We start from the raw sequence: 25,750 nt of genomic DNA, 5'->3' as shown, positions 1-25,750 counted from the left end.
TTTCATTCCATTAAATCATTCATATAATGCAAAATGATATTGCCCTATTTTCTGAATTGTGCGACGAACTTTTCAAAGAAGAAACTACTCAACCCGTTGCGAAACCTGTCCCAACTTCAGAATTATACAAGCAAATTGATTTATCGCTTCAACCTGAAGGTATTATTGACAATCAATTAATAGTCATTTTAAAAGACCTTATAAAAAGCACACCAAAAACAGCTTCAACATCTTTTTTCAATCAATTATTTGGAGGAAGAATTGGCAAAGCAACATTGGGAGATTTGCTCGCTGTGATGTTCAATAACAGCATGTACACCTATAAAGTTGCTGGCCCACAGGTTGGCATTGAAAAACAAGTTCTAAAGAATATTTGCGCATTAGCAGGTTATACCGATGATAGCGATGGCACTTTGGCGCCTGGAGGATCCATGAGCAATATGATGGCGTTGATTATGGCGAGAGACCATAAAAATGAACACATAAGAGCAGAAGGTTTATCTAAGCCAATGACGTTATACACATCTGCGGCATCACATTACTCCATTTCAAAAAATGCGGCTTTAACAGGTATTGGCAAAAACCAAGTACGCTTAGTAAACACCAATTCAAAAGGCGAAATGCGCGTTGAACATTTAGAAGAACTGATTCTAAAAGATATTGGCAATGGCTTAACACCTTTCTTTGTAAATGCCACTGCAGGCACAACTGTTCTTGGTGCCTTTGATGATATTGAAGCGATTAGCAAGGTCTGCAAGACCAATAATTTATGGCTTCATGTGGATGGCGCTTATTGTGGAGGCGTAATTTTTAGCAACAGATTTAAACATTTAGTGCGTGGTTTGGAACTTTCGAATTCATTTAGTGTGAATGCGCACAAAATGTTGGGCACACCTTTGAGCTGTTCTGTAATTGTAACGCAACATAGAGATCAATTGCATCATTCGTTTTCTAACGAAGCGGATTATCTCTATCAAACCGATGGAGACGATTATAATCTAGGCAAAACCTCATTGCAATGCGGAAGACGAAATGATGCCTTAAAAATTTGGACTTTATGGAAATCTGTGGGCACACAAGGTCTAGAAAAAATTGTAGATAAACAGTTTGAAATGGCAGATATTGCTAGAGACTATATCAGAAATCATCAAGATTACACACTCTATAGTTTTGATGATTCCATTTCAGTTTGTTTCAATTATAAAGGTATTCCTGCTAATGAATTATGTACAGCATTGTACAAAAACTCAGAGCTTATGGTTGGCTATGGTACTTTTGAAAATGACGAATTTGTTCGAATGGTAACGATAAACAGCCTTTTGGAGAAAAAAGATATTATCAATTTCTTTAAAACTCTAGAGACCTTAGTTTCTAACGCTTTGTTAAATTTATCTACTTCTTAACGTTAGAAATAGGCCTTCTTTCAAAAATTATGCTATTTTAGCATACTCAAATCCCGATTCATGGTACAACAAGTTACAAGCGGAATCAAAATTTCCGTAGAAACCAATTTTGAAGGCACATTTTATAAAAATTATAAAGTGCATTTCGCCTTTGGTTATAAAGTAACTATTGAAAACCAAAGTAAAGATTCTGTGCAACTAAATTCCAGACATTGGAAAATCCTCGACGCGCTTAATAATGAAGAAATTATTGAAGGGGAAGGCGTCATTGGTAAAAAGCCAGTATTAAAACCAGGAGAATCACATACTTATAATTCCGGATGTTTGTTAACATCGCCTTTTGGAGCCATGCAAGGTCACTACAATATGGTCAACTTTACAAAAGCCAATAAGTTTAAGGTTTATATTCCTTCTTTTAAGCTGAGTGCACCTTTTGCACTCAACTAAGATTCATAATTTTTAGTGAATTCAAATCGATACCGTATTGCATTTTGTTCTATATGAAAAAATGAGCAATTTGAATAATGTACAAATTGATAGCTTGAATTAATATCAAATCCATCTGAATCAATTTCATAAATGCCATCACAGTCTATATTTCCATAAGGCGAAATGCGTCTAAATCGGAATTCAGTAGTACTATTTACATCATATATTTCAAACCACGCTCCGGCTCCAATTCCTTCCAACCATTGTGCATGTTGCGCCATTTCCTTGACAGGTTTTGGCTCTAAATTTCCAACTAAATTGGGCTCAAAATCTTTTAATTCATCTAAAAAACAACGTTTATTCTCAGCTCTTAAGGTCGATGTAAATTCTGTAATATGGCCAGATTCTGACACTTCATGAATCATGTGTTCAGTATTAGCAATAATCACATTACTAATTGTACTCGGCGTAAATCGTTTTGATTTAATTAAACGTTTCTTTTTCTCATTATCATTAATCGACGCAATTAAAGTATCGGTTACAAAACGCGAACAATTGCTTGCCTTTTTTATAAATGCACCATATCTTACTGGGTTTCCGTTCTGCAATTGTGTGATATAGTCTTTAGCCTTTTTATAATTTACAGCATCACAAACTGAACCAATCAGTTTACCTTCGCCATGAGTAAGATCAGGATTTGTAGCAAGAAAATTTAAAATTTCATTCAGATTGTTAATACGACCATCTTCAATTTTTGCTTTCAAGGGGAAGTCCAATTCATTATCTGTTATTTTTCCTCGAACTCGTCCATAACCTAGAGGGCAAGTGTATCTTCCAAAATCATAATAATCTAAATCTCCGGTTTCCTTATCTATTAGCACCAGAGCAGCATGACCAGCACGCACATAATTTTCGCAACCCACATTTATATACTTTAAATATGAGACTATACGCTCTTCAGATATTCTAACGATAGTATCAGGATAGGCAAGTGCTAAAATAAAAGCATCATTTTTGGGCATTTAAACAGGAGATTAATACATGACAAAAATAATAACATGAGTTTTATTTGCCACGAATACACGAATTTTAATTTGTGAAAAAGTTAACTCAAAATCAATATCCTGGATGCCTGTCGTTTTTGGAACAGACTGAAAGTCTGTTTTCATTTTTGAAATAGATAGTCAACTGTTTATTACACAATTTCCAAGAACGAAAGAATTCGTGATAATTCGTTATAATTCGTGAGATTTGTGGCGAAATATGATGAAGTTAAATTGAATTATTCTATAATAAATATTCCATCCAATATTACATCTAAATACCCATGGTTTACCACGAATTCTTCCCTTCGGGAAATTGACAAATAAAACACTTTCAATTTTTGTTATTTACTTCTAAAAAACGTCGAAATTTCGATTGGCAACTCACAAAAATTTAAAGCCTGAACTGTCTTAAACTTTATACAATTGGCTGCGAAACGTTATTTCTCATTCCCTTTTGTCTTTTTAAAACTCCGTAACTATACTATGCCGATATAAAAATTCTTCAATTGAGTAAAAAATCTTTATTTTTTCGCTTCAATCAAAAAACTTTAAATCAGTTCTCTAATCTTCACATAACTATAACGTTTGAAAGAAATAATCTCTTATAAAAATTGTAACTTTGCACTTTCAAATTTTAAACTAAAAAAATCAAATATATTATGGGAAAAGGATTCTTTAATGTACCTGTAGCAGTCAATGAACCTGTAAAATCTTATGCACCTGGTTCGCCAGAACGAAAAGAAGTTCTTGACACTTACAAATCAATGTTCAACAGTAAAGTTGAAGTCCCAATGTACATAAATGGTAAAGATGTAAAAACTGGAAACACCAGAACTATGTCTCCACCGCACGACCATCAGCACGTTGTGGGTGAATATCATTTGGCAGAACAGAAACATGTTGAAGAGGCAATTTCCACAGCATTAGAAGCACGCAAAGCTTGGTCGCAAATGCCATGGGAACAACGTGCTGGCGTATTTTTAAAAGCAGCTGAGTTAATTGCAGGTCCATATAGAGCAAAGATTAATGCGGCAACTATGCTTGCACAATCCAAAAATATTTATCAAGCTGAAATTGATGCGGCTTGTGAATTGATTGATTTCTTACGTTTCAATGTTCAGTTTATGTCGGACATTTATATGGAACAACCAGAAAGCACAAGTGATGCTTGGAACCGCGTTGAGTACAGACCACTTGAAGGGTTCACTTATGCAGTAACGCCTTTTAATTTTACAGCTATAGCCGGAAATTTACCGGCTTGTATGGCATTAATGGGTAATGTTGTGGTTTGGAAGCCAAGTGATAGCCAAGTATATTCTGCAAAAGTTATTATGGATATTTTTAAAGAAGCTGGTGTGCCAGATGGCGTTATCAATGTTGTTTTTGGTGATCCTAAAATGATTACAAATACGGTTTTAGCCAGCCCAGACTTTTCTGGTTTACATTTTACAGGTTCTACTCAAGTGTTTAAGGAATTATGGAAACAGATTGGAAACAATATCCATAACTATAAAACCTACCCAAGAATCGTGGGTGAAACTGGAGGAAAGGATTTTATCGTTGCTCACAAATCGGCAAATGCAAAGCAAGTAGCTACTGCAATTTCCCGTGGCGCATTTGAATTTCAAGGTCAAAAATGTAGTGCTGCATCTCGAGCTTATATACCTAAAGGTATTTGGGCTGACGTGAAAAAATATGTACTAGAGGATATTGAATCTTTCAAAATGGGCTCTCCTGAAGATATGGGCAATTTTATTACAGCCGTAATCCACGAAGGTTCTTTCGATAAATTGGCAAAGTATATTGACGAAGCAAAATCTGATAGTGATGCCGAAATCATTGCTGGTGGAAACTATGATAAATCTAAAGGTTATTTTATTGAACCTACTGTTATTGTAACGTCGAATCCAAAATACACAACAATGTGTACTGAATTGTTCGGTCCTGTAATTACGATATATGTTTATGAAGATGAGGATTATTCTGAAACTTTAAAACTAGTGGACGAAACGAGTGAATATGCCTTAACTGGAGCGATTTTATCAACTTGCCGTTACGCTGTTGAAGAAGCCACAAAAGCACTTCAAAATTCAGCGGGTAACTTCTATATTAATGACAAACCAACTGGAGCAGTTGTTGGTCAACAACCATTCGGTGGAGCAAGAGCATCTGGAACAAACGATAAAGCTGGTAGCGCCCAAAATTTATTGCGTTGGGTATCTCCAAGGTTAATCAAGGAAACTTTTGTAACGCCTACAGATTATAGATACCCGTTTTTGGGTTAAGACCCATTAAAATACTGAAAAACAAATCCTTAATTGCATTATGCTTTTAAGGATTTTTTTTGCGCTTTAAAGAAATGACCTTAAAAATATACCATCACTAAAGTAAACTTTGTATCTTTTCATTCTATTAATGTAAATTCTGCCGTTATGAAAAAAAATTACTTTGCTTTCCTTTTACTCTTACCGACACTCTTAATTGCCCAGACCACTTTCACATCTGCTATCACACCAGATTTATCGGCTTATGGAGAAGCTACCAACTATCCAGGCGAAGGAGAATATCAGATGTTTTTGAGTCCTGATGCTATTTTGGACAAACCAATTATTTTAGTCGATGGTTTTGATACTGGAGACACCAGAACCATTAATGGCATTTATAACCTATTGGATTTTGCTGGCACTTCTGGCACAGAAAACCTAGCAGACCAATTGCGTGCTCTCGGTTTTGATATTATCATCTTAAATTTTCCTGTGTATACAAGATCCGCAGACGCTGCCATTATTGATGGAGGTACCGATTTTATGGAGCGAAATGCCATGCTCTTAGTTGAGTTACTAAACATTGTTAACACGGCCAAAGCATCTAACAGTCCTGAACAAAATGTAATTATCGGTCCGAGTATGGGAGGTTTGATTTCACGATACGCCTTAAATTATATGGAAGCCAATGCCTTGGATGCAGACACCAGACTTTACATCTCTTTTGATGCACCACATCATGGCGCAAATGTACCAATTGGCCTTCAACATCAACTCAACTATTTAGCGTTTAACGATTTGAATCCTGTACCTGAAGTACAATCCATAATCACTACATTATTGAATTCTCCTGCCTCAAGGCAACTATTGATTGATCATTTTGAATCACATCTCGTCAGCGGAAGCCTGGTTGATTTTGACCCGAATTTAACGCTTCCAGAACCACATCCTTTTAGAACGCAATTTGAAAGTAATATTAACGGATTGGTCACTGGTGGATTCCCTCAAAATACGCGCAATGTTGCTATTATAAATGGCAGTGGCATTGGCAATCCTTATTTTGCCATTGGAGACAGCGGAACTATTGTTACGAACGGTTTTCCAATAGTAAGCACAGTGCTTCCTGTCACGGTGCCTAGTCCCTTTGGAGACGTCACAATTAATGTGGAAATTGATATTAATATGACACCTGCTGCAGGAGCTTCACAGCAAGTCAGCCGTTTTTTTGCACCTATCCCAATTTTTCCTGATGTTGAAGCTATAGCCAATTCTGGCACTACAAATTTTGATGGTGTGGATTCAGCTCCAGGTGGATTGTTTGATATTTCTGCTTTAACAGGTGGTATTTCTGGAGGAGGAGGTATTGGCGCCGACTTTTTAGCGGCATTGCAAATTGATAAGTTTAGCTATATACCTTCGGTAAGTGCTTTGGCTCTCGATATTACTGAGGAAGCTACAGGCGACGATATTAATTGGCACCACGATATAGACATCGCAGGTCGAAGCACCACCAATGACACTCCTTTTGCGAACACGTTTTTACCAGACGATAACGAACCGCATGTACAATTAACAGCGGCTAATGTGGCTTTTGCATTAAACGAAATTCTGAATCCTCCTTTAAGTGTTTCAAATAATGAATTCTTTACCGTTCAATTAGAAAAAAATCCTGTGATTGATGAATTGATTTTGAGTTCTAATGCTCATACCAATGTCAATATTAGTATTTCTGATTTAACTGGGAAAATGGTTTATAAATCCAATGCAGATTTAAATACTAGAACGATAATTCCTTTAAATCTAACCTCTGGATTTTATATTTTGAATGTTAAAGGAGATAATAATGAAACATTTACGACAAAATTTATAGTTAATAAATAAAGGCTTCAAAAATTAATAATATAAAAAACCTGAACGATTCAATTTGTTCAGGTTTTCTATTTATAAGTTAATATTTACAAATTTCTATTCATATGGCTTGTCATCACCGACATGAGCGTGCTGAGAATTTTTAGCCGTATTGTTCGAATCAACAACCATAGCTGCAATATTCAAGTTATCCATTACATATTCTGAAGGCACAGTAATGGTAAAAGATGTTATATATTCAGTTAATGCAGCTGTAACAGGAATTGGATCTCCCAAAACACTAGATAATGCGTTTCTCAGGGTTTCGTTATGCTCAAAATCTGGAATTGGATCTCCTGCATTAAAATACGGACTCGTGGTATCTGCATTGTAATAGTTGACTTGATCGTTAAGAATCCCATCTTCAAGCAAATATACCACAAGCTTATCGCCTTCAACAGACCCTTCTTCATATACCACATTTATCTGTACAGTCAGTTCGTTTCCAACTAATTCAGAATTTATAGCCAAAGCTAAATTAGTATCTAAACCAGCCATACTGGTAACTACACTATTAGGATGAGGCGTTTGCCACTCCATTGTTCTATTTACTTTAGCTGCAGGGAAACCTTCAATACCAAAAGCATCTTTTAGCAATTGTACTTGATCAAAATGCATAGGATCTGGAAAGCTGTTTGCCGTTTCGTGAATAGCGATAACGGTAATAAAATCCGTTTCCTCTTTTAAAGAGTTCAAAGCGCCTGCAACCCTTGGACAGAAACCACACCAGGTACCTGTGTAATCTTCAACTACTATCTTTCTTTTGGGTATAATAACACTAAACGACTCTGTATTTGTAGTCACTTCTACGCCATCATCCATATAAATGCCATAAACTTCGAAATCTCCAATAACACCAGATGCGAATACACTTCCTTCAATCGCCTCTCCATCAACATAAAATGTAGCTGAACTGGTTACATCCTCACCTACTTCATTTATAATTTTAAATGGAATTTCTTGATTGACCAATGACGCTTTTCTTACTAACTTATCAACATCTATTTGAGCCGTTGGTGATGTTAACGGCACGTTTTCTTCTGTTTTACTGCAGGAAACACTAATTAGTACAAGTAGTAAGAATAGTAACTTTGGCACTTTTTTTGAAATCATAGCAATTATATTGTTTTTTTGCTAAATTAATTAATTTTTAGTACATCACTACATTTGTAAATAATTTAACTAATATTGTGCAACAAAATCTCGAAATTTTATTATGACCCGAGCATGCTAAACTTGTTGTTATGAAAAATTGATTAATAGCGAACTGCATGTGACAGTTAATAAAACAATAAATATATACACATGAAAAACCTGATTTTAATGTTTTGCTTAAGTCTGTTTAGCTTTAGCACTATGGCTCAAAACGATCTTCCTAATCTCGATGTCACTTCTATCGATGGAAAAACGATAGCATTAACAGATGCTACCAATAAAGATGGGGTTACGATCATTTCCCTTTGGGCAACTTGGTGTGTACCTTGCTTAAAAGAGCTAGATGCCATTAACGACATCTATGATGAATGGCAAGAAGAAACTAATGTAGAACTCCTTGCGGTTTCAGTTGATGATAGCAGAACCGTTAAGCGTGTAAAATCTATGGTAAATGGCAAAGGCTGGGATTATACGGTTTTGTTAGACACCAACAATGATTTAAAACGCGCGCTAAATGCGTCAAGTATTCCACTTACCATTTTGGTAAAAAATAATAAAATTGTTTATGAACATTCCGGTTACAGTCCTGGTGCCGAATTAGAACTCTATGAAAAGATAAAGGAACTGTCTAAATAAACCTTCTACTCCCTCAACTATTTCTGCTAACAACCAATTACAATGAAAAAATTACTTTTTCTAACTGCTGTATTATTTCAAATTTATTTTAGTAACGCACAAGAGACTGGCTATTTTTATGGCGGCTTAGAATCCAATTCGCAATGGCTTCAAACGGACGAAGGCATTAATTTCCTGGCTCCAGAAGATCAGTTTAGAGCCAATAACTATATTCTTTTGAATTACAATCTTGGAAAATTTACGGCTGGAGTTCAATACGAATCTTATTTACCATCGGCATTATTAGGCTACGATCCAATCTATGACAACCAAAATAATGTAGCCACCTATTATTTTAATTATAAGGACGAAAGTTTAGACATCACAGGCGGCTATTTCTACGAACAGTTTGGTAGCGGTTTAATTCTTCGTTCTTGGGAAGACCGTCAATTGGGTCTAAACAATGCCTTCAAAGGATTAAATATAAAGTTTGATGCAACAAAAGACTTGAGTCTAAAAGCCGTGTTTGGAAAACAGCGCTATGGATTTGAAGAGTCCGAAGGCACCATTCAAGGTTTAGATGCCGATTTAAGCCTAAGCGGAGCCCTAGATATTGAATCTATTGACATACAACTTGGAGCCAGCTATGTGGGCAGAAACCAAGATACTAATGGTGTAGAGGCCATACCAACGACTGTTGGCGCTTATGGAGGACGATTAGATTTTATAATTGACAATTTTTATGCTGGCGTCGAAGCCATTATTAAAGATCCAGATGTTGTTGCAAATGAAGGACAGATAGCGTCTAACAAATTATATGACGGAACTGCCTTGCAAGTTAATGCTGGTTATGCACAAAAAGGATTAGGTATCAACGCCACTTTTAGACGTTTGGAAAATTTCAGTTTTTTCTCAGACCGTTTGGCTGAAGGAAATATTTTTAATCAACAAGTCATCAATTATGTACCTGGTCTCACCAAGCAACAAGATTATTTGCTGACCAATATTTACGTTTATAATCCACAACCAAGATTGATCATAGAATCGTTTGACCAACGTGCAGGTGAAGTAGGTACACAATTTGATTTGTATTATACCTTTAAAAAAGGATCTGCTTTAGGCGGAAGATATGGCACAAAGTTAGCCATGAACTTCTCTTATTGGGGAGGACTGGACGCTGAATACAATATTGAAAACAGATGGTACAAAGCTAAATTTATTGGTAAGGGACATCAATTATTTAGGGATTTCAATCTTGAAATAAAGAAGAAATGGTCTAAAGAATGGAGCTCTGTATTGACCTACCAAAATGTAATTGTTGATAAAGGTATTGTAGAAGGTGGCCCATTGGGCAACACATCTATTCTGGCAAATATAGGCGTTATAGAAACCACAAAACGATTCAACGACGGCAAAGCCTTGCGTATGGTTGCTCAGCATCTTTGGAGCGAAGACGATCGTAAAAATTGGGCTGCAGGCGTTTTAGAATACAACTTCAATACGCGTCTAGCGATTTACGCCGCAGACAACTGGAATTACGGCGGCATTGACAAAATACATTATTACAGTGTAGGCGGAAGTTACAGTAAAGGCAATACCAGATTAGGCATTAACTACGGCAGACAGCGTGGTGGACTTATTTGTATTGGTGGCGTTTGTAGATTTGTACCAGAAAATACAGGTCTTAGTGCCAATCTTACTGTTGCGTTTTAATTTTATCTGAAAAAAATGTATTTAAACGGTATTTAGGTCTAAATATCGTTTTTTTATGTGCCATATCTTTGTGATAAATAGTGATTTAGTTATCTTCAAACCGTTATTTATAACATTAACTTAACACAACTAACACTATGATTAAAAAAATTACTCTCGCATTTGCACTTTGTTTTGCTTTTACCCAAATCACTGCTGCGCAAACTTATTTTTCTGATGATTTCTCTTCTGGTAATTTAAGCAGTTGGACTTTAACCGATTCGGATAATGACACATCTAATTGGATGGTTAGAAACTATAGTGATGGAGTGCAAAATGAACATGCTTCCTCGGCATCTTGGAACCCAAATACTGAAGTTCCTTCTGGTGCGTTAAGTCCAGACAATTGGATGGTATCTCCAGCTATTGATTTAACAAGTGCTTCCGGAAATGTTTTTCTAGAATGGAAAGCTTATGGACAGGACCAAAGTTGGGCAAATGAAAATTATACGGTTTATGTAGGAACAGCATCAGATATTGCAACACTTGGAGCTTCCAGCACTACCTTTAACGAGATAGTCGGAACTTCAAATGGTTATGTAAGTAGAAATTTAGAAATAACCTCGTTTGTAGGACAAACAGTTTATATTGCATTCAGACACCACAACGTATCAGATCAATTTCGTTTGAATATTGATGATGTCACAGTAAAAACTATTGGAGATAATGATGCCGAATTGGTTAGCACAGAATTGCCAAGGTACGGTTTAGTAAATACTGACTATACCCTAAATCTGTTAGTCAATAATACTGGAGGTAACACTATAACTTCTCTTGAAGTGAGTTGGACAGACGGAACTTCAACCAATTCAGCTACAATAGCGACAAGCATAGCAGGTGGCGGCACGGCAACAGTTAGTCATCCAGATTTCATCAATTATGCTTCTACGGTAGAAACTAATATTGATGTTACGATTACTGCAGTAAACGGCGTAGCGGATTCAAATCCAACAAATAATTCGTTATCTGCAATGTTTAATACAATGACACAGTCAGGTACAAAAGCGGTATTTATTGAAGAAGCCACAGGTACATGGTGCGGTTTTTGTCCTAGAGGTGCTTTAGGCATGGATTACATGGCTTCTACATATCCTAATACGGTTGTTGCAGTTGCAGTACATAATTCAGATCCAATGGCAGTTGCAGCATATGATGCAGGTATCAACCAATATATTGGAGGTTATCCTAGTGGTGTAGTTGATCGCAAAATTGCCGATGTTGATCCCTCACAAGCGTCTTTGGAAGCAGCTTATGACACTCAAATTAACGAAGTTGTTCCTGTAGATCTTTCATCTGGCGCTACTCAAATAGGAAATACACTGAACATTACGGCAAACGCTTCATTTTACACCTCTTTTTCAGCTGCTAATTTTAGATTGGGAGTTATAATATCTGAAGATGGTGTAACAGGCACAGGAAGTGGTTATGCTCAGGTCAATTATTATTCAGGGGGAGGCTTAGGTTCAATGGGAGGTTATGAAAACTTACCTGATCCTGTACCTGCTGCGCAAATGGTCTATGATCATGTTGGTAGAGCCCTTTTAGGTGGATTCACTGGACAAGTAAACTCTGTACCTTCCGTTATTAATTCAGGGGATGTGGCTAGCTATGACTTTACATATACAATACCTGCTTCTAGTGAAGCTTCTAATATGCATATTGTTGTCGTATTAATTGACGCTACTGACGGAAGTATCGTTAGTGCACAACAAAGTTCAATTTCTGAAGCTTTAAGTGTGGAAGAGGTATCTGGAATTGATTCCATTAAATTGTATCCAAATCCTGCAACAGACAAAATTAATATTGCTCTTCAAAGTGGTAGCGGTGATTATAACATTTCAGTTACGGATATGTTAGGAAGAACCGTGATTAACACTAATTATGAAGGCATATTTGGAACACAAAATATAGAATTGCCTGTGTCGGAGTTAAACGCTGGGCATTACATTATAAGCATCAATGATGGTAATGCGTCATATAGTGCAAAATTTATAATAAACAATTAAAAAACAGAGTACTATATAATTAAGGGAAGCATGTTAAATTTGCTTCCCTTTTTTTATTAATTATAAAAATCCGTATCTTTGATTTCTATAATGCCAATTTTTTAACGCTCAATAAACTATATATGATGAAGAAAAAATTACTTTTAATGGGGTTTTCATTAGTCTGCCTTATTTCATTTGCTCAATTTGAATTGCGGGAAACTGACTCGGACCAACTAATCACAAATGGAGAAACTATTGCATTCTCTGAAACTGGTTCAAACTATGCTGCAGATTACAATTGGAAATTCAAAGTTATAAACACATCTGCTAACGATATTTATATGCGAATCTTTGTGGATAATATGACCAACACCGACGGAAACAACTATCAATTATGCTTTGCCGGTGTTTGTTTAAATAGTATTTCTACTGGAAGTGGTTATCCAAGTACACCAGCACTTATTGCTGCTGGCGCAACAAATGTTGCAGGCAATAGTTTATGGAATCAGCATGCCTCTGGTACAACCGATGCAATGAGTTGGACATTCAGATATCAAGCATTTGATGCAGCAGGTGCTGAAATTGGAACGCCTCTTATTATAAATTACAGTTTCGAACCTACTCTTGGTATTGAAGACTCTCAATTATCTGAAATTAAAGTTTACCCAACAAATGTTATAAACGAGCTTAATGTATCTTCTAATGAAGATTTAACTGCTAATTTTTACGATCTCTTAGGAAGAAATGTTAAACAAGCAACTACTGTTTCAGGTGGTGATACAATTGATATTTCAGATTTATCAGCTCAACCTTATATTATTCGTTTTACTAACGATGAAGGCGAATCTATTACTAAAAAAATAGTTAAGCAATAAACACTACCATTCTTATAATAACCAAACCGTCCCAATTATTCTTAGGACGGTTTTTTTTATTTCTCATTTTCATTATAAATCATTTATTTCAAACTTAGAACAACAACGTTGTTAGCACTAAATATCAAGCAATTATTAAAAATTAATAAGATTTTTCACGCAACCATTTCTGCTTTTTTGTATCTTACTTACAAATAGATATAATCAATCCATTATGAAAAAATTTCACTTCCCTCTAATTGTATTCCTCCTACTATTTTCTTTTTCTCATAGCAATGCACAAAACAGCTGTGCCGATGCCACATCTTTATGTGGTTCTTTTGGTGTCGTTTTCCCTAATACATCAGGCGATATTTTTGCTGAGACAGGACCTGATTATAATTGCCTAGGCTCACAGCCAAATCCTACCTGGTTTTATATTCCTATTGCCACAACTGGCGATGTAAATTTTCAGATTTCACAATTTACTAACATGGATGGTAGCGGACAGCAACTCGATGTAGATTTTATTGTTTGGGGACCTTTTGATAACACTACATGTGATCCTTTATACTTAAGTTTAGACAACGTTGTAGATTGTAGTTTCAGTGTCTCAGCAGTAGAAACTGTGGAAATGCCGAACGTACAACCCGGTGAAGTTTATATGCTTATGGTTACTAATTATAGTTCTATGGCCGGATTCATTGAAATGACGGAAACGACTAACACCAATTTCTTCGACACCGTTGATTGTACAGGTTTTACCCTCAACGCCTTTATAGATACTAATGGTAATGATATAAAAGATGATGATGAAGTAGATTTTCCATATGGTTCTATAAACTATACTGTAAATGATGGCGAAGAAGTGATTCTTGAAAATAACACAGGTAACTATTATATTTTTGAAAACGATATTAATAATAGTTACGACTTTGAATATATTATAGATTCAAGTTTCTCAAGTTATTACGCTGCCGGATCTGCAATAATCGACGATCAATATGTGATATCTGGCGAAATTACAAATTACGACATACCTATAGACGTTTTATCTCCTTACAATGATTTATCAATTAGTATTACGCCTTTAAACTCGCCTAATCCTGGATTTGATACTGACCAACGCATAACATTCAAAAATCTGGGAACATCACAAATACTAGCTGGTGTCATTACATATACTTTTGATGCCAATACAACATTTGTAAGTTCCTCTGATGTAAATACTACACAAACGGCTAACACACTAACCATATCGTTTGCAGACCTTGCTTCCTTTGAAACTAGAACGGTTGATATTACCTTAAATACACATACACCACCAGACGTCAACATTAATGATATTCTAACTTTTTCTGCAAACATCTCTTCTGACGGTATTAGCGATATTAATTCTGCTGACAATGATTTTGTTTTAGAAACCGTAGTCGTCGGTTCTTTTGATCCAAATGATAAACTAGAAGCTCACGCAGGTTCAATTGTCTATGATGACTTTACTACAGACAACTATCTTTACTACACTATAAGATTTCAAAATACAGGTACCGCAAGCGCAAAAGATGTGGTGATTAAAGATTTCTTAACGGATGAACTGGATGCTTCAACTTTGGTAATGCTGTCGTCAAGTCATTCTTACCAACTTAAAAAAATGGATCAAGATTTAGAATGGGAGTTCCGGAATATCAACTTAGTTGATAGCACCAATGACGAACCAAATAGCCATGGGTTTTTACAATTCAAAATTAAACCGACTGCTGGATATAATATAAACACGGTTTTTGAGAATACGGCTGAAATCTATTTTGATTTTAATGAGCCTATCATTACCAATACAAGTGTTACTTCATTTAGTGAAACCCTAAGTATTGATAATATAGATAGTGATTTATTTTCAATATATCCGAACCCAACAAATGGCACTATTTATATTGCATCTGAAAGTATCTTGCAAGAAATAAAGATCACTAATATGCTTGGGCAAACATTAATACTTAAAACACTAAACACGAATACCACTTCTATTGATCTAGAACCTTTTTCTAAAGGAAGTTATTTTATTTCGATTCAATCTGGAGAGAGAGAAATAACCAAACGCATTATTAAAAACTAATACATTGTAAGCCTTCACTTTTAAATTTGTTAAATGTGAAGGCTTTTTTTATATCCAAAAGACTCGAAATTTCGGAAATCTTAAGACTTGAATCATTCTTAAAGCGTATAAGTCAACCTAAAAGTCACAAATCGAGGCAAAATAAATGTTTCCGAACTATACACCGAAATATTATTGGAGCCATTGTTCACTTCTGAATCTATATCCAACAAGTTAGAAGCTCTTACTTCATATTCCCATTTAGCATCTCTATCTTTTCTGTAGGCCAAACTGGCATTCCAAGTTTGAAACGATTGTGAAGGTCCTACATCACTACTTTGATTGGTATAGGAATAATCAGTTTTGAAAGTTAGGGCATCCCAAATATAAGCGTCAAATTCTATTGATGGTGCACTAGTGATAAACTGAGTATCATTATCGCCTTGATTATTATTTCTAACACTATACTCATATCTTAAACTAACATTTGGTGCCTCTCTAAAATTGGTGCTGAGTTCTGGCCTATAGGTTTGTGAAAAACTTTCATTTACGGATCTTACACCTTGAACAAACTGATTGATTTTACTAAAACTATAGTTCGCTCTGATACTGGCTCTTAACTTCCCAAACGTTCGCTGAAAACGTCCGATAAAACTTAGGCTTTCATCCGCAAAATTAGAATTGAAATAACTACTAGTTCTAATCACATTATCAAAATTGGTCAAAGACCGAATCTGATCAATGTTTTTATTATAGTTTAATGTGGCAAAAACGTTGGTGTAGTTAAATAGGTTAAAACTAAAATAACTCAAGTTAAGATTGTGCGATAACGAATTCTGCAAGTTTGGTTCCCCGTATTGAATACTATTGTAATTATTCAATACTAAACCTTCTGCTAAACTAGTAACGTCTGTAAATGCATTTTTCATGTTATATCGAAAAATCAATCGTTCACTCTTTTTAAATTGAATTCGGGTTTCAAAATCGGGTAATATTCTAATGAAATTATCCTCGTAAGTTGTGCCAAACTGCGTGTTTTTATTACCATAGGCATGTACTGAAAATCCGGGTGTGAAGGTAAATTTTCCTGATTTCAATCTATAATGAACTCCGAGATACACATCACTAAAGTTATATTCGGTGTCATTTTCGTTTCGCAATACATCGCCTTCTTCATTGGTTAAACTTGCTACAGGATCAAACATTGAACCATCATCCAAAAACTGGAAAATATTTGAGTTGAATTTCTGGGTACTCAAAATGGTACCTAAAGTAAAGTTGATATTACTTTTTGAATTCAGAATATTGTAATAATCTAATTTGGCATCCAATTGACTTGATTTAATACGACGCTCTTGGTTCAAGTTATAACCGAACTGATCTCTATTTATACCTAAACCAAATGCTGTTTCATCAAAGGCATCCTCATTTGGTATGTCATCTTCTGGATCAAAACCATTTTCATTATTGGTAGGATCATTTTCTAAAATGGCATTATAAAATGGATCTTCGTCCTTTATTAAATGTTGTGCTTCAAAAGCAAAAATATTAGTCTCGTTTAAGGTGTAATAGTAATTTAAATTCTGATTAATACTATATGGTTTTGCTTCATCTAATTGATTCGTATTACCAACGACAGTAGAAAATTCATTCTGATTTTCAGAATCGCTCGAAATACGTGCAAGGATATCATAATCGAGCTGATTATTTGCATTGGGTTGGTATTTGGCGCTCAATTTTGCCAAACCTTGATTGGTAGCTTCTTTACCTGTTTGTACGGTTTCTTCATTTGGAATCCCTAAATCGGTATTTGTATAACGTACAAAACTTTCTTGCCGTGTTCTTAGTCTATTGGCATTATAAATTACAAATCCGCTAAGGTCTAACGACTTATTTGGTGCATAACTAAAGTTAAGCGCCCCTAATTTTGACTCGATAGTCTGGGCATCTCCAAGGTTAGTTAAACCACCCAACCCATTATTACCTAGATTAATACTCGTTCCACTATCGTTACTTGGCAATCGAAAACCACCACCAAAACTCCGAATATCTCTTCCTGTAAGTGCGACTTCGCCAGTATTATTGAGGTCGCCAATAACATTGATACTATATTTTGGACTGTAGTAAAACAATTTGGGCTGTACCAAATACAATTCGTCATTTGGAGAAGGCGCCACGCCGCCTCCTGCAGTAACATTTCCAAACCAAAAATTTTCCTTTCCTTCTTTCAATTTGATATTAATGGCCACATTATCCTGGTTGTTTTGTACGCCTTTTAACTGACCAACTTCCGAATAATTGCGCAACACCTGAACCTTATCCACGGCGTTTGAAGGTATATTTTTTGTCGCCAATTTAGAATCTCCGTCAAAGAAATCCTTACCATTGACCATGAGTTTATTGACTACCTGACCTTCGACCTCAATTTGACCATCGGCATTTATTTCCACTCCAGGTAATTTCTTCAAAACATCTTCAAGTTTTCGTTCCGTTCCGTTTTTAAAGGAATCCGCATTGTAGATTAAGGTATCTCCTTTTATAGTCACTGGCATTTCGTAGGTCAACTCTACGGCATCGAGCGCACTATCCGACATCATTTGAAAATCCTTGGTAATATCCGCTTCTTTCGTTTCAACAACTTCATCTACAGATTTTAAACCAATGTAGCTTATCTGAATATTGTACTGGCCATTTCTACCCAACGAAATAACATATTTTCCGTTGGCATCAGTAATGGCATAAGATTCTAAGCTATTCGATTCTTTATTAATGGCAATAACGTTGGCCAATTCTAAAGGTGTGCCAATACTGTCTTTAACGACACCTGTCATTTTAATTTGGCCAAAAGCACTACTTGCCACTATGAAACATAATAGCCCTAAAATTCTCTTCATAAGTTTAGATTATTTATTTTGGAATATAGTTCTTGGAATATGTAATTTAATTTCTTCCACGACCGCCTCTACCTCCGCGTCCACCATACATTTCGCGCATTTCTTCCATTTTTTTGGTGATAATCTCATTGTATTCTTCTTGCGTTACTTCTTCTCCTTTTTCAGGTTTTTCTATAGTTTCCTTGTCAGCAGGATTCAGGATAATCTTGGTACATAGAATGGTAGTTCTGTCCGCATTGACTTCTAAAATTAAACCAGGTAAACCCCAAAAATCATCTGGACCTTGATTTACTGGAATCTGGGGTGTGTACCATGCCACCACTTCAATGGTTTTTGGTACTTCTATTTCGCTCATAGGATCATCAGATTCAGAAAGCGCCACATCTCCAGATTGAATACTATCTTTTGCTGTTTTATCTTCCTTCTTGTCGTCTTCTTTATCCTTATCCCTTCCTCGTCTTCGCATACCTCTCCAGTCTAATTTGTCAACTTCTTTAGTTGCCGTAGCTTTAAAGCATGTATATTGACCTATTTTCTTGGTTTCAGTTCCCATTTTCCATTCTAGATTTTTAAGGTCGTCTTTAATTAAAAACTGCTTTCCAAAAAACTCTTGATCCTGGATAACTTCTTTCGTTTTTACATTCTTGTATTTTGGTCCTGCAGCAAAACTCGCTCCAAAGCCTCCAGACCATCCTCGACCGCCTGGTGCTTCTAACTTTTCATCTTCTTTGTATATGGATTCGGCTTGTGTAAACGTTAGGATATATTCTTTTTCCAAAAAGCTTTTCATACGTTCCATGATTTGCTTTTTACGCTCCGGATTCATATCGCGTCCACCGAACTCATCTAAATCCATGGTAGTTTTGGATTGGTAGTAGGCTTTTCCTTGGAAATCTTGTGCAAAAACGTTGAGACTTGCAAAAAGTATCGTAAAAAACAATATGATTTTTAGAGGTAATGTCTTCATCTTTTGTGTGCTTCTTTAAATTCAGTAACGAATTTAGTTAATCTTACATCTTGTAAGACTGCATAAAACAAGAAAAGTTAACGCCTAACCTGTTAAACTTGTGTTAAGGCTATCAATCACGTTTTCATAAATCCAAAAAATCACAACTACAACAATTCTATTGATAGTAATTGATTGCGAGAAAGGGAACAAATTTTAAAACATAAACTTTACAAGGAACTCAAACCAACTAAATACAATAAGAAAATTAATTAATTCGAGGTCAAAGAATAGTCTGTGTTACAATTTTCGTATTTTTCATGCATATTTCCCCGAAATCATGCAAAAGCTAGTTTATTTGTTTCTTTTTTTTAGTTCTTTATGCTTTTCACAAGAAAACACCCAACGCTACATTTCAGCAACTTTAAAAGATTCCATAAAAATTGATGCTAAGGCCGTTTTTGGAATTGATACCTTCGGAACCCTTTATTACGCTACCGAAAACAATTCCTTTCATAAAAAAACAAAGGATACCATTATTACCTATGCTAATTTTCAATTGGGAGACATCACATCTGCAAACATATTTAATCCCTTAAAAATAAATTTGTTTTATAAAGATTTTAATACGGTTGTGATTTTAGATAATCGCTTGGCTGAAATTTCAAAAATTGACTTTAATATCGTACAACCCTATAAAAATGTATCTTTTGTGTCTTCAGGTTATGACAATACATTGTGGCTTTTCAACCAAGATTTTCAGCATTTGGAACTTTACGATTATAAATCCAGAAAAATAAAACTGAAAACAATGCCAGTTCAGTCTCAGGTATTGGATTTGAAAAGCGACTATAATTATTGCTACTTACTGACCGAAAATTATCTTTATGTCTATAATTATTTTGGCAGTTTACTTCAAAAACTAAAAAACAAAGACTATGAAAGTTTGGCTTTTAATAAAGCACATTTACTTCTAAAATCCCCTGATAAACTCTATATTTTAGAGAAGAACGAATCTAAAATTCAACCTATTGAACATCCAAAAATGTTAATAAATCAGTTTTTGGTAACCAATGAATCGGTGTATATTTACGACGAAAAATTACTACGCCATTACCAACTAAAAATAGAATAGATTATGCATGTTGCTGTTGCAGGAAATATAGGAGCTGGAAAAACGACGCTCACAAAATTACTGGCCAAACACTTTAAGTGGGAAGCACAATTGGAAGACGTTGTTGACAATCCCTATTTAGATGATTTCTACAACCAAATGGAACGTTGGAGCTTCAATTTACAGGTCTATTTCTTAAACAGCAGATTCCGCCAGGTAAACCAAATTCACGATAGTGGAAAAGATATCATTCAAGATAGAACTATCTATGAAGATGCTCATATTTTTGCGCCGAACCTGCATGCCATGGGATTAATGACCAATCGCGATTTTGAGAATTATTCATCCTTATTTCAGTTAATGGAATCTTTTGTAAAAGGACCGGATTTATTGATTTACTTACGCAGTTCTATTCCTAATTTAGTCGCTCAAATCCATAAAAGAGGCCGTGATTATGAAAACACCATTAGCATTGATTATTTAAGCCGACTAAACGAACGTTACGAAGCTTGGATTTCTACTTACGACAAGGGTAATTTATTGATTATTGATGTAGATAATCTCGATTTTGTTGCCAATCCAGAGGACTTGGGAGATATCATCAATAGAATTGATGCACAAATCAACGGTCTGTTCTAAACCTTAGCTTTTACCTAACATATTTTCAATTTTATACACTTATTTTTGCGACCATGAATTATCCATAACTAGTTTTTGACGGTTATGGGATTGGTTATATGGATTCACCATGCCTGTACTGAGCGAAATCGAAGTATGACCATTGAAAAAACAATAAGCATAAATAAATGAAATTATACAATTCGAAATTATATCATCGTGATTTATCGTGGTTACGTTTTAACCATCGTGTGTTACAAGAAGTAAACGATAAGCGCAATCCTTTATATGAACGCATTAAGTTTCTAGCCATATTCTCTTCTAATCTCGATGAGTTTTTTAGGGTTAGAGTGTCTGATATCAGGCAAATAAAATCCATTGACAAAAAACTGCGAAAAAAACTCATAACAAAGCCCAATAAAGTTTTAAAAGAAATAAAAGTACAAGTACACCTACAACAGGAAGAATTTGGCAAAATCTTTAAAAATGAAATCATTCCCGACCTTAAAAAAGAAGGTATATACCTTATTGATTACCACGAGTTTTCTATGATGCAAGAAGAGATTGCCAATGCTTATTTTGAAAAGACTTTAAAACCACTTCTTAATCTTGAAACGACCTATCACACGCAACCAGATTCTATTTTTGTAGAAAATGAAGCCTCATATCTAACCACCCTAACTGGCGACACACTTCAACTGGTCAAAATTCCAGAAAGTGAACCTCGTTTTTTTTCATTTCCCTCAGAAAATGGAAAACACTACATCACTTTTATTGATGATATTTTAAAATATGGCCTAGGTAAGCGCCATAAGGATGATGATGTGCGGTATTATGCGCTTAAAATATCTCGTGATGCCGAATTGTATATCGAAGACGAATTCTCTGGTGATTTAATGAAAAAGATTAAGGAATCTCTACCAAAACGAGACAAAGGGCAACCAACGCGTGTTTTGATCGATAAGCGGATGCCCGAAGATTTTCAGAACGTACTAAAGAAGGCCTTAGATATTTACAATGCCGATTTGGTGCTAGGAGGCAGACATCACAATTTTAAGGATTTCTTTTCATTTCCAAATCCTACAGAAAAAGATTTAAATTTCAAGGAATTTACGCCGGTTCCACATCCAGTTTTATCTCAGTCGAAGTCTATTTTTGATACCATTGACCAAAAAGATCAATTGCTACACTATCCATATCAGGAATTTGAACCTGTTATAAATTTGGTAGAAACAGCTGCAGAAGATCCTTCTGTTACCACCATTAAAATGACATTGTACAGACTTGCAGAAACATCACGTCTAAATACGGCTATTGCCAAAGCTGCCAAAAACGGTAAGGAAGTTATTGTTTTTATTGAAGTAAAAGCACGCTTTGATGAACAAAACAATATTAAATGGGGAACTATTTTTGAAAAAAATGGAGCTACTGTAATCTATAGTTATCCAGATATTAAAGTCCATTCCAAAATACTCTATATAGAACGCCAAGTTGAGGGCAAAACAAAACGTTACGCCTATATTAGCACAGGAAATTTTAACGAAAAAACAGCTAAACTCTATACTGATTTTGGGTTAATGACAGCACATAAAAAAATTACCAAAGACCTTAAAAAAGTGTTTATGGTTCTGCAACGTGTTACCATTGTCCCTAAAACGAAACGCCTTTTGGTATCGCCATTTACTACTAGAATAACCTTGGAAAATTTAGTAAATAAGGAAATTGAAAATGCCAGAGAAGGAAAGGAAGCTTACATTATATTAAAAATGAACAGTCTCCAAGATGAATCCATGATAAATTTGCTCTATAAGGCCAATAATGCTGGTGTGATAATAAAATTAATAGTAAGAGGCATATGTAGTTTGGTGCCAGGCATAAAGAATCAAAGTGAACATATTAGAGTCATCAGTATATTAGATAGATTCTTAGAACATGGACGTGTTTATATTTTTGGGAATGGTGGAGACGAAAAAATGTATATCGGCTCGGCGGACTGGATGACACGGAATTTAAGTCATCGTATAGAGGTTCTGGCGCCTATTTTGGATGAAGATATCCATAAAACGTTACGACAATTAATCGATATCCAATTATCAGACAATGTTAAAGCTAGACTAATAGATGCTAAACAACAGAATGCTTACGTTGAGAATTCTAAAGAGAAAGTAAGGGCACAATATGCCACTTATGATTATTTTAAAAATTCAGGCGCTTAGTTCTTTCTATTTAACAAACCCATTTTCTCTAGCATGCGAAATGGCTTGCTTGCTACTTTCCACAAGCAAAATTGGCGTTGTTTTGTAATTTTCTACAATACCTTTAACCCGTAACATTCTCTTTTTATGTTTGACGCTGCGTAAATAAATGGCCAAAATCCGATCGGGAAATTCCTCTGCAATTTCAATGTAAATATCAGGATCGTGTTCTCCACTATCGCCAATAAGTATAAATGGCAATTTTGGATATGTTTTTAAAAGATTAAGAATCTCTTTTTGCTTTTGAGGTTTTTCATCTTGTGGTTTCTTTTTTAAAAAATTACTTAAGCTTCGTAATAAAATCGGACCTTTTGGAAAGTTATTTTGTTTTAAAAAAAGTTCTAAATAGCGGTATAAATTCCAAGGGCTATGACTGACGTAAAAAATGGGATTCGCGTTTTTACCAGAAGCTCCTCGGTGTAATCTGTGATAAAAATCCGCAGCACCTTCTAAAGGACTTCTATTTTTGGCATGTTTAAATATGGAATTATAAATGACTTTCCATTTTAAAGTAGAAACAACGCCTGTATGTAAAATAGTATCGTCAATATCACTTGCCACTCCAAATTTAGCTTTGGTGGATGGAATCAATATTTCACCAGGAAATCGATTGTCATTTTGAATGGTTCGTTTAATATTGACATCGCTATAAGACAATTCAAATGGCAACCAACCTTCATCGTTTGTCAATGCCTCTAAGTTTTCCAGATTTGCTTCCACTTTGTAATAGCCGTTATGGTCTGTGGTCCCCTTTAATACGGTGTTGTTTGGAAGTTTAATATTAATAGCCACATGTTTAATTTCATCCGTTTCAAAACGTTTCCAAGTATTTATAGCCAAGTGCCATATTTTCTGGGCTTCCAAATCAATAGATTCGTCTTCTAAGGCCCTTCCACGCGCATAAAAATGTGAATCCGTACCATAACCCTGAAAGGCAATAATTTGTAAGGGGTCTTTTTTGAACATATTTTAAAATTAGAAATACCAAGTGTCTGGCCAAAGCCACATAATCAATAAACCTGAAGCGATTATGATTCCGAACGAAATTACAATCCATTTTATAAGCTGTTTGGCTCCCAATACAATGGCCATAATACCTTTGAACAGCATATTGGATAAACCGGCTAATAATATTAATTTCCAGCCAAAATTCGCTTTTAGCGAACCTTCTTTTATTAATTGCGATAAAGATAAGGTAATGGCATCAACATCTGTTAATCCGCTCACAATTGCTACGATATAGAGTGCATTATTTCCAAATTTTTCTTTAGTAAAGGCCACAGCTAGTAATATGATTCCATATAATAATCCAAAAATCAAGGCGCTTTTGAACTGCGCAGGATTTTTGGGCTCTGGCATTTCCTCTACTGCTGACTCATCTTTATTGATGAAGTAAAACAACACCACACAGGTAAGAGCCATGATTACAATTACAGCGCCAATGGGAACAGCTATAACATTTAAGTGGTTTGGGATAACAACACCTACTTCAAACAAAACCCTAATAAAAGATACTGCTGAAGCCGTGGTAATCACAAAAACCGCCAATTTACTTATACTAGCTGCGTCAGCTGTTTTACGCGCATAACTTACAGTAGTGGCCGTACTACTTATTAAACCGCCCAAAATTCCATTGGATATAACACCTACTTTTTTCCCGAATAATTTATAAATAAAATAACCAAAAACACTAATTCCCACAATCAAGGTTATCATGAGCCAAATATTTCTTGGATTGATCACGTTGTAAGGCCCAAAATTTTCGTCGGGAAGAATCGGCAAAACCACTAAGGCAATACCTGCTAAGGTCATTATCGCAGATAAATCCTTTGGTTTTAATTTTTCAATAAAGTCATGAAGATGCTCCTTGATATGCAATAAAATAGCAATAGACGCTCCAATAATGACCGCAATAATTTGACTGCCTTCAACCAAATAAGCACCAACAGCAAACATTAATAACGCGGCAACTTCGGTGGTTTGACCAACGTCAGCATCATTCTTGTTTTTATTCTTAATCATATTTGCTATCATTAAGAATGCAGCAATGGAAAGTCCTAAAACAGGAAGAATAAAAGGATTATCATAAGCTCTAGACAAAAAACCAGCCATTACACCCAGAACCGTAATGAGCGTAAAGGTTCTTACACCAGCCATATCACTTTTGGGTGTCTCACGTTGCAAGCCAACTAACAAGCCCAATCCAAAAGCGATACCTAAAGTGGATAAATCGTCGTAATTCATAGGAAATAAATATACAGAAAAGTTCAAAACACGCATATCTTAAAAGCATTAAAAGTGAACTCATTTTGTTTTAGTACATGATAAAGATTATTGGTATGGTAAATTTTCAAATTCCCGAAGGGAAAGGAATTCGTGTTCATAATTTCGTTTCGGATGTATTGATTGGGGATTTA

The 25,750-nt window shown here is 35.3% G+C and carries 18 protein-coding genes; 12 read left to right on the top strand and 6 right to left on the bottom strand.

Annotated elements, in window-relative coordinates; translation table 11 throughout:
* Positions 1-26: 26 nt before the first annotated feature.
* Entirely contained in the window at positions 27-1,403 is a 1,377-nt protein-coding gene (locus tag HM990_RS02880) for a pyridoxal phosphate-dependent decarboxylase family protein (RefSeq protein WP_178987498.1), read from the top strand.
* Positions 1,404-1,463: 60 nt separating this feature from the next.
* Positions 1,464-1,850: a Co2+/Mg2+ efflux protein ApaG gene (gene apaG / locus HM990_RS02875; protein ID WP_178987497.1), complete on the top strand. Its 387-nt coding sequence runs from the start codon at positions 1,464-1,466 to the stop codon at positions 1,848-1,850.
* Here apaG and HM990_RS02870 read toward each other — a convergent pair.
* Positions 1,847-2,854, bottom strand: a complete 1,008-nt coding sequence (locus HM990_RS02870; RefSeq protein ID WP_178987496.1) for a DUF6695 family protein — start codon at positions 2,852-2,854, stop codon at positions 1,847-1,849. The genes apaG and HM990_RS02870 overlap by 4 nt on opposite strands.
* A gap of 683 nt (positions 2,855-3,537) precedes the next feature.
* Here HM990_RS02870 and pruA point away from each other — a divergent pair.
* Both pruA and HM990_RS02860 read left to right on the top strand, forming a co-directional pair.
* Entirely contained in the window at positions 3,538-5,163 is a 1,626-nt protein-coding gene (pruA, locus tag HM990_RS02865) for an L-glutamate gamma-semialdehyde dehydrogenase (RefSeq protein ID WP_178987495.1), read from the top strand.
* A gap of 147 nt (positions 5,164-5,310) precedes the next feature.
* Positions 5,311-7,023, top strand: coding sequence for a T9SS type A sorting domain-containing protein (locus HM990_RS02860; RefSeq protein WP_178987494.1), 1,713 nt, complete (start codon positions 5,311-5,313; stop codon positions 7,021-7,023).
* Between the two features lie 84 nt (positions 7,024-7,107).
* Here the strand turns inward: HM990_RS02860 and HM990_RS02855 are convergent, their stop codons facing one another.
* Positions 7,108-8,163: an Omp28-related outer membrane protein gene (locus HM990_RS02855; RefSeq protein ID WP_178987493.1), complete on the bottom strand. Its 1,056-nt coding sequence runs from the start codon at positions 8,161-8,163 to the stop codon at positions 7,108-7,110.
* Between the two features lie 192 nt (positions 8,164-8,355).
* Between HM990_RS02855 and HM990_RS02850 the strand changes: the two genes are divergently transcribed.
* From HM990_RS02850 to HM990_RS02830, 5 genes are all read left to right on the top strand, one after another.
* Entirely contained in the window at positions 8,356-8,841 is a 486-nt protein-coding gene (locus HM990_RS02850; RefSeq protein ID WP_178987492.1) for a TlpA family protein disulfide reductase, read from the top strand.
* A gap of 42 nt (positions 8,842-8,883) precedes the next feature.
* Positions 8,884-10,533, top strand: a complete 1,650-nt coding sequence (locus HM990_RS02845) for a DUF6029 family protein (protein ID WP_178987491.1) — start codon at positions 8,884-8,886, stop codon at positions 10,531-10,533.
* A gap of 137 nt (positions 10,534-10,670) precedes the next feature.
* Entirely contained in the window at positions 10,671-12,578 is a 1,908-nt protein-coding gene (locus HM990_RS02840; RefSeq protein WP_178987490.1) for a T9SS-dependent choice-of-anchor J family protein, read from the top strand.
* A gap of 122 nt (positions 12,579-12,700) precedes the next feature.
* Positions 12,701-13,435: a T9SS type A sorting domain-containing protein gene (locus HM990_RS02835; RefSeq protein ID WP_178987489.1), complete on the top strand. Its 735-nt coding sequence runs from the start codon at positions 12,701-12,703 to the stop codon at positions 13,433-13,435.
* A gap of 214 nt (positions 13,436-13,649) precedes the next feature.
* Positions 13,650-15,527: a T9SS type A sorting domain-containing protein gene (locus HM990_RS02830; protein ID WP_178987488.1), complete on the top strand. Its 1,878-nt coding sequence runs from the start codon at positions 13,650-13,652 to the stop codon at positions 15,525-15,527.
* A 98-nt stretch (positions 15,528-15,625) separates the two neighbouring features.
* On the opposite strand, the gene HM990_RS02825 is transcribed toward HM990_RS02830, so the two are convergent.
* The gene (locus tag HM990_RS02825; protein WP_178987487.1) at positions 15,626-18,400 is read right to left on the bottom strand and encodes a TonB-dependent receptor; all 2,775 of its coding nucleotides are present in this window, start codon (positions 18,398-18,400) and stop codon (positions 15,626-15,628) included.
* Between the two features lie 46 nt (positions 18,401-18,446).
* Positions 18,447-19,367, bottom strand: a complete 921-nt coding sequence (locus HM990_RS02820; protein ID WP_178987486.1) for a GLPGLI family protein — start codon at positions 19,365-19,367, stop codon at positions 18,447-18,449.
* Between the two features lie 319 nt (positions 19,368-19,686).
* On the opposite strand from HM990_RS02820, the gene HM990_RS02815 reads away from it, so the two are divergent.
* From HM990_RS02815 to ppk1, 3 genes are all read left to right on the top strand, one after another.
* Positions 19,687-20,481, top strand: coding sequence for a hypothetical protein (locus HM990_RS02815; RefSeq protein WP_178987485.1), 795 nt, complete (start codon positions 19,687-19,689; stop codon positions 20,479-20,481).
* Between the two features lie 3 nt (positions 20,482-20,484).
* A complete protein-coding gene (locus HM990_RS02810; protein ID WP_178987484.1) occupies positions 20,485-21,099 on the top strand; it encodes a deoxynucleoside kinase in 615 nt (204 codons plus the stop codon).
* 167 nt (positions 21,100-21,266) lie between these two features.
* Positions 21,267-23,294 (top strand): polyphosphate kinase 1, encoded by a 2,028-nt coding sequence (gene ppk1 / locus HM990_RS02805; RefSeq protein ID WP_178987483.1) that lies wholly within the window; start codon positions 21,267-21,269, stop codon positions 23,292-23,294.
* 6 nt (positions 23,295-23,300) lie between these two features.
* Here ppk1 and HM990_RS02800 read toward each other — a convergent pair whose 3' ends face one another.
* Complete coding sequence (locus tag HM990_RS02800; RefSeq protein WP_178987482.1) at positions 23,301-24,299, bottom strand: App1 family protein; 999 nt, start codon at positions 24,297-24,299, stop codon at positions 23,301-23,303.
* Positions 24,300-24,308: 9 nt separating this feature from the next.
* Positions 24,309-25,577, bottom strand: coding sequence for an MgtC/SapB family protein (locus tag HM990_RS02795; RefSeq protein WP_178987481.1), 1,269 nt, complete (start codon positions 25,575-25,577; stop codon positions 24,309-24,311).
* Between the last annotated feature and the right edge of the window lie 173 nt (positions 25,578-25,750).

It is taken from the genome of Winogradskyella schleiferi (assembly GCF_013394655.1).
Taxonomy (GTDB): domain Bacteria; phylum Bacteroidota; class Bacteroidia; order Flavobacteriales; family Flavobacteriaceae; genus Winogradskyella; species Winogradskyella schleiferi.
The sequence above is the reverse complement of the archived record's forward strand: the minus strand, read 5'-3'. Positions and strand labels throughout refer to the sequence as shown.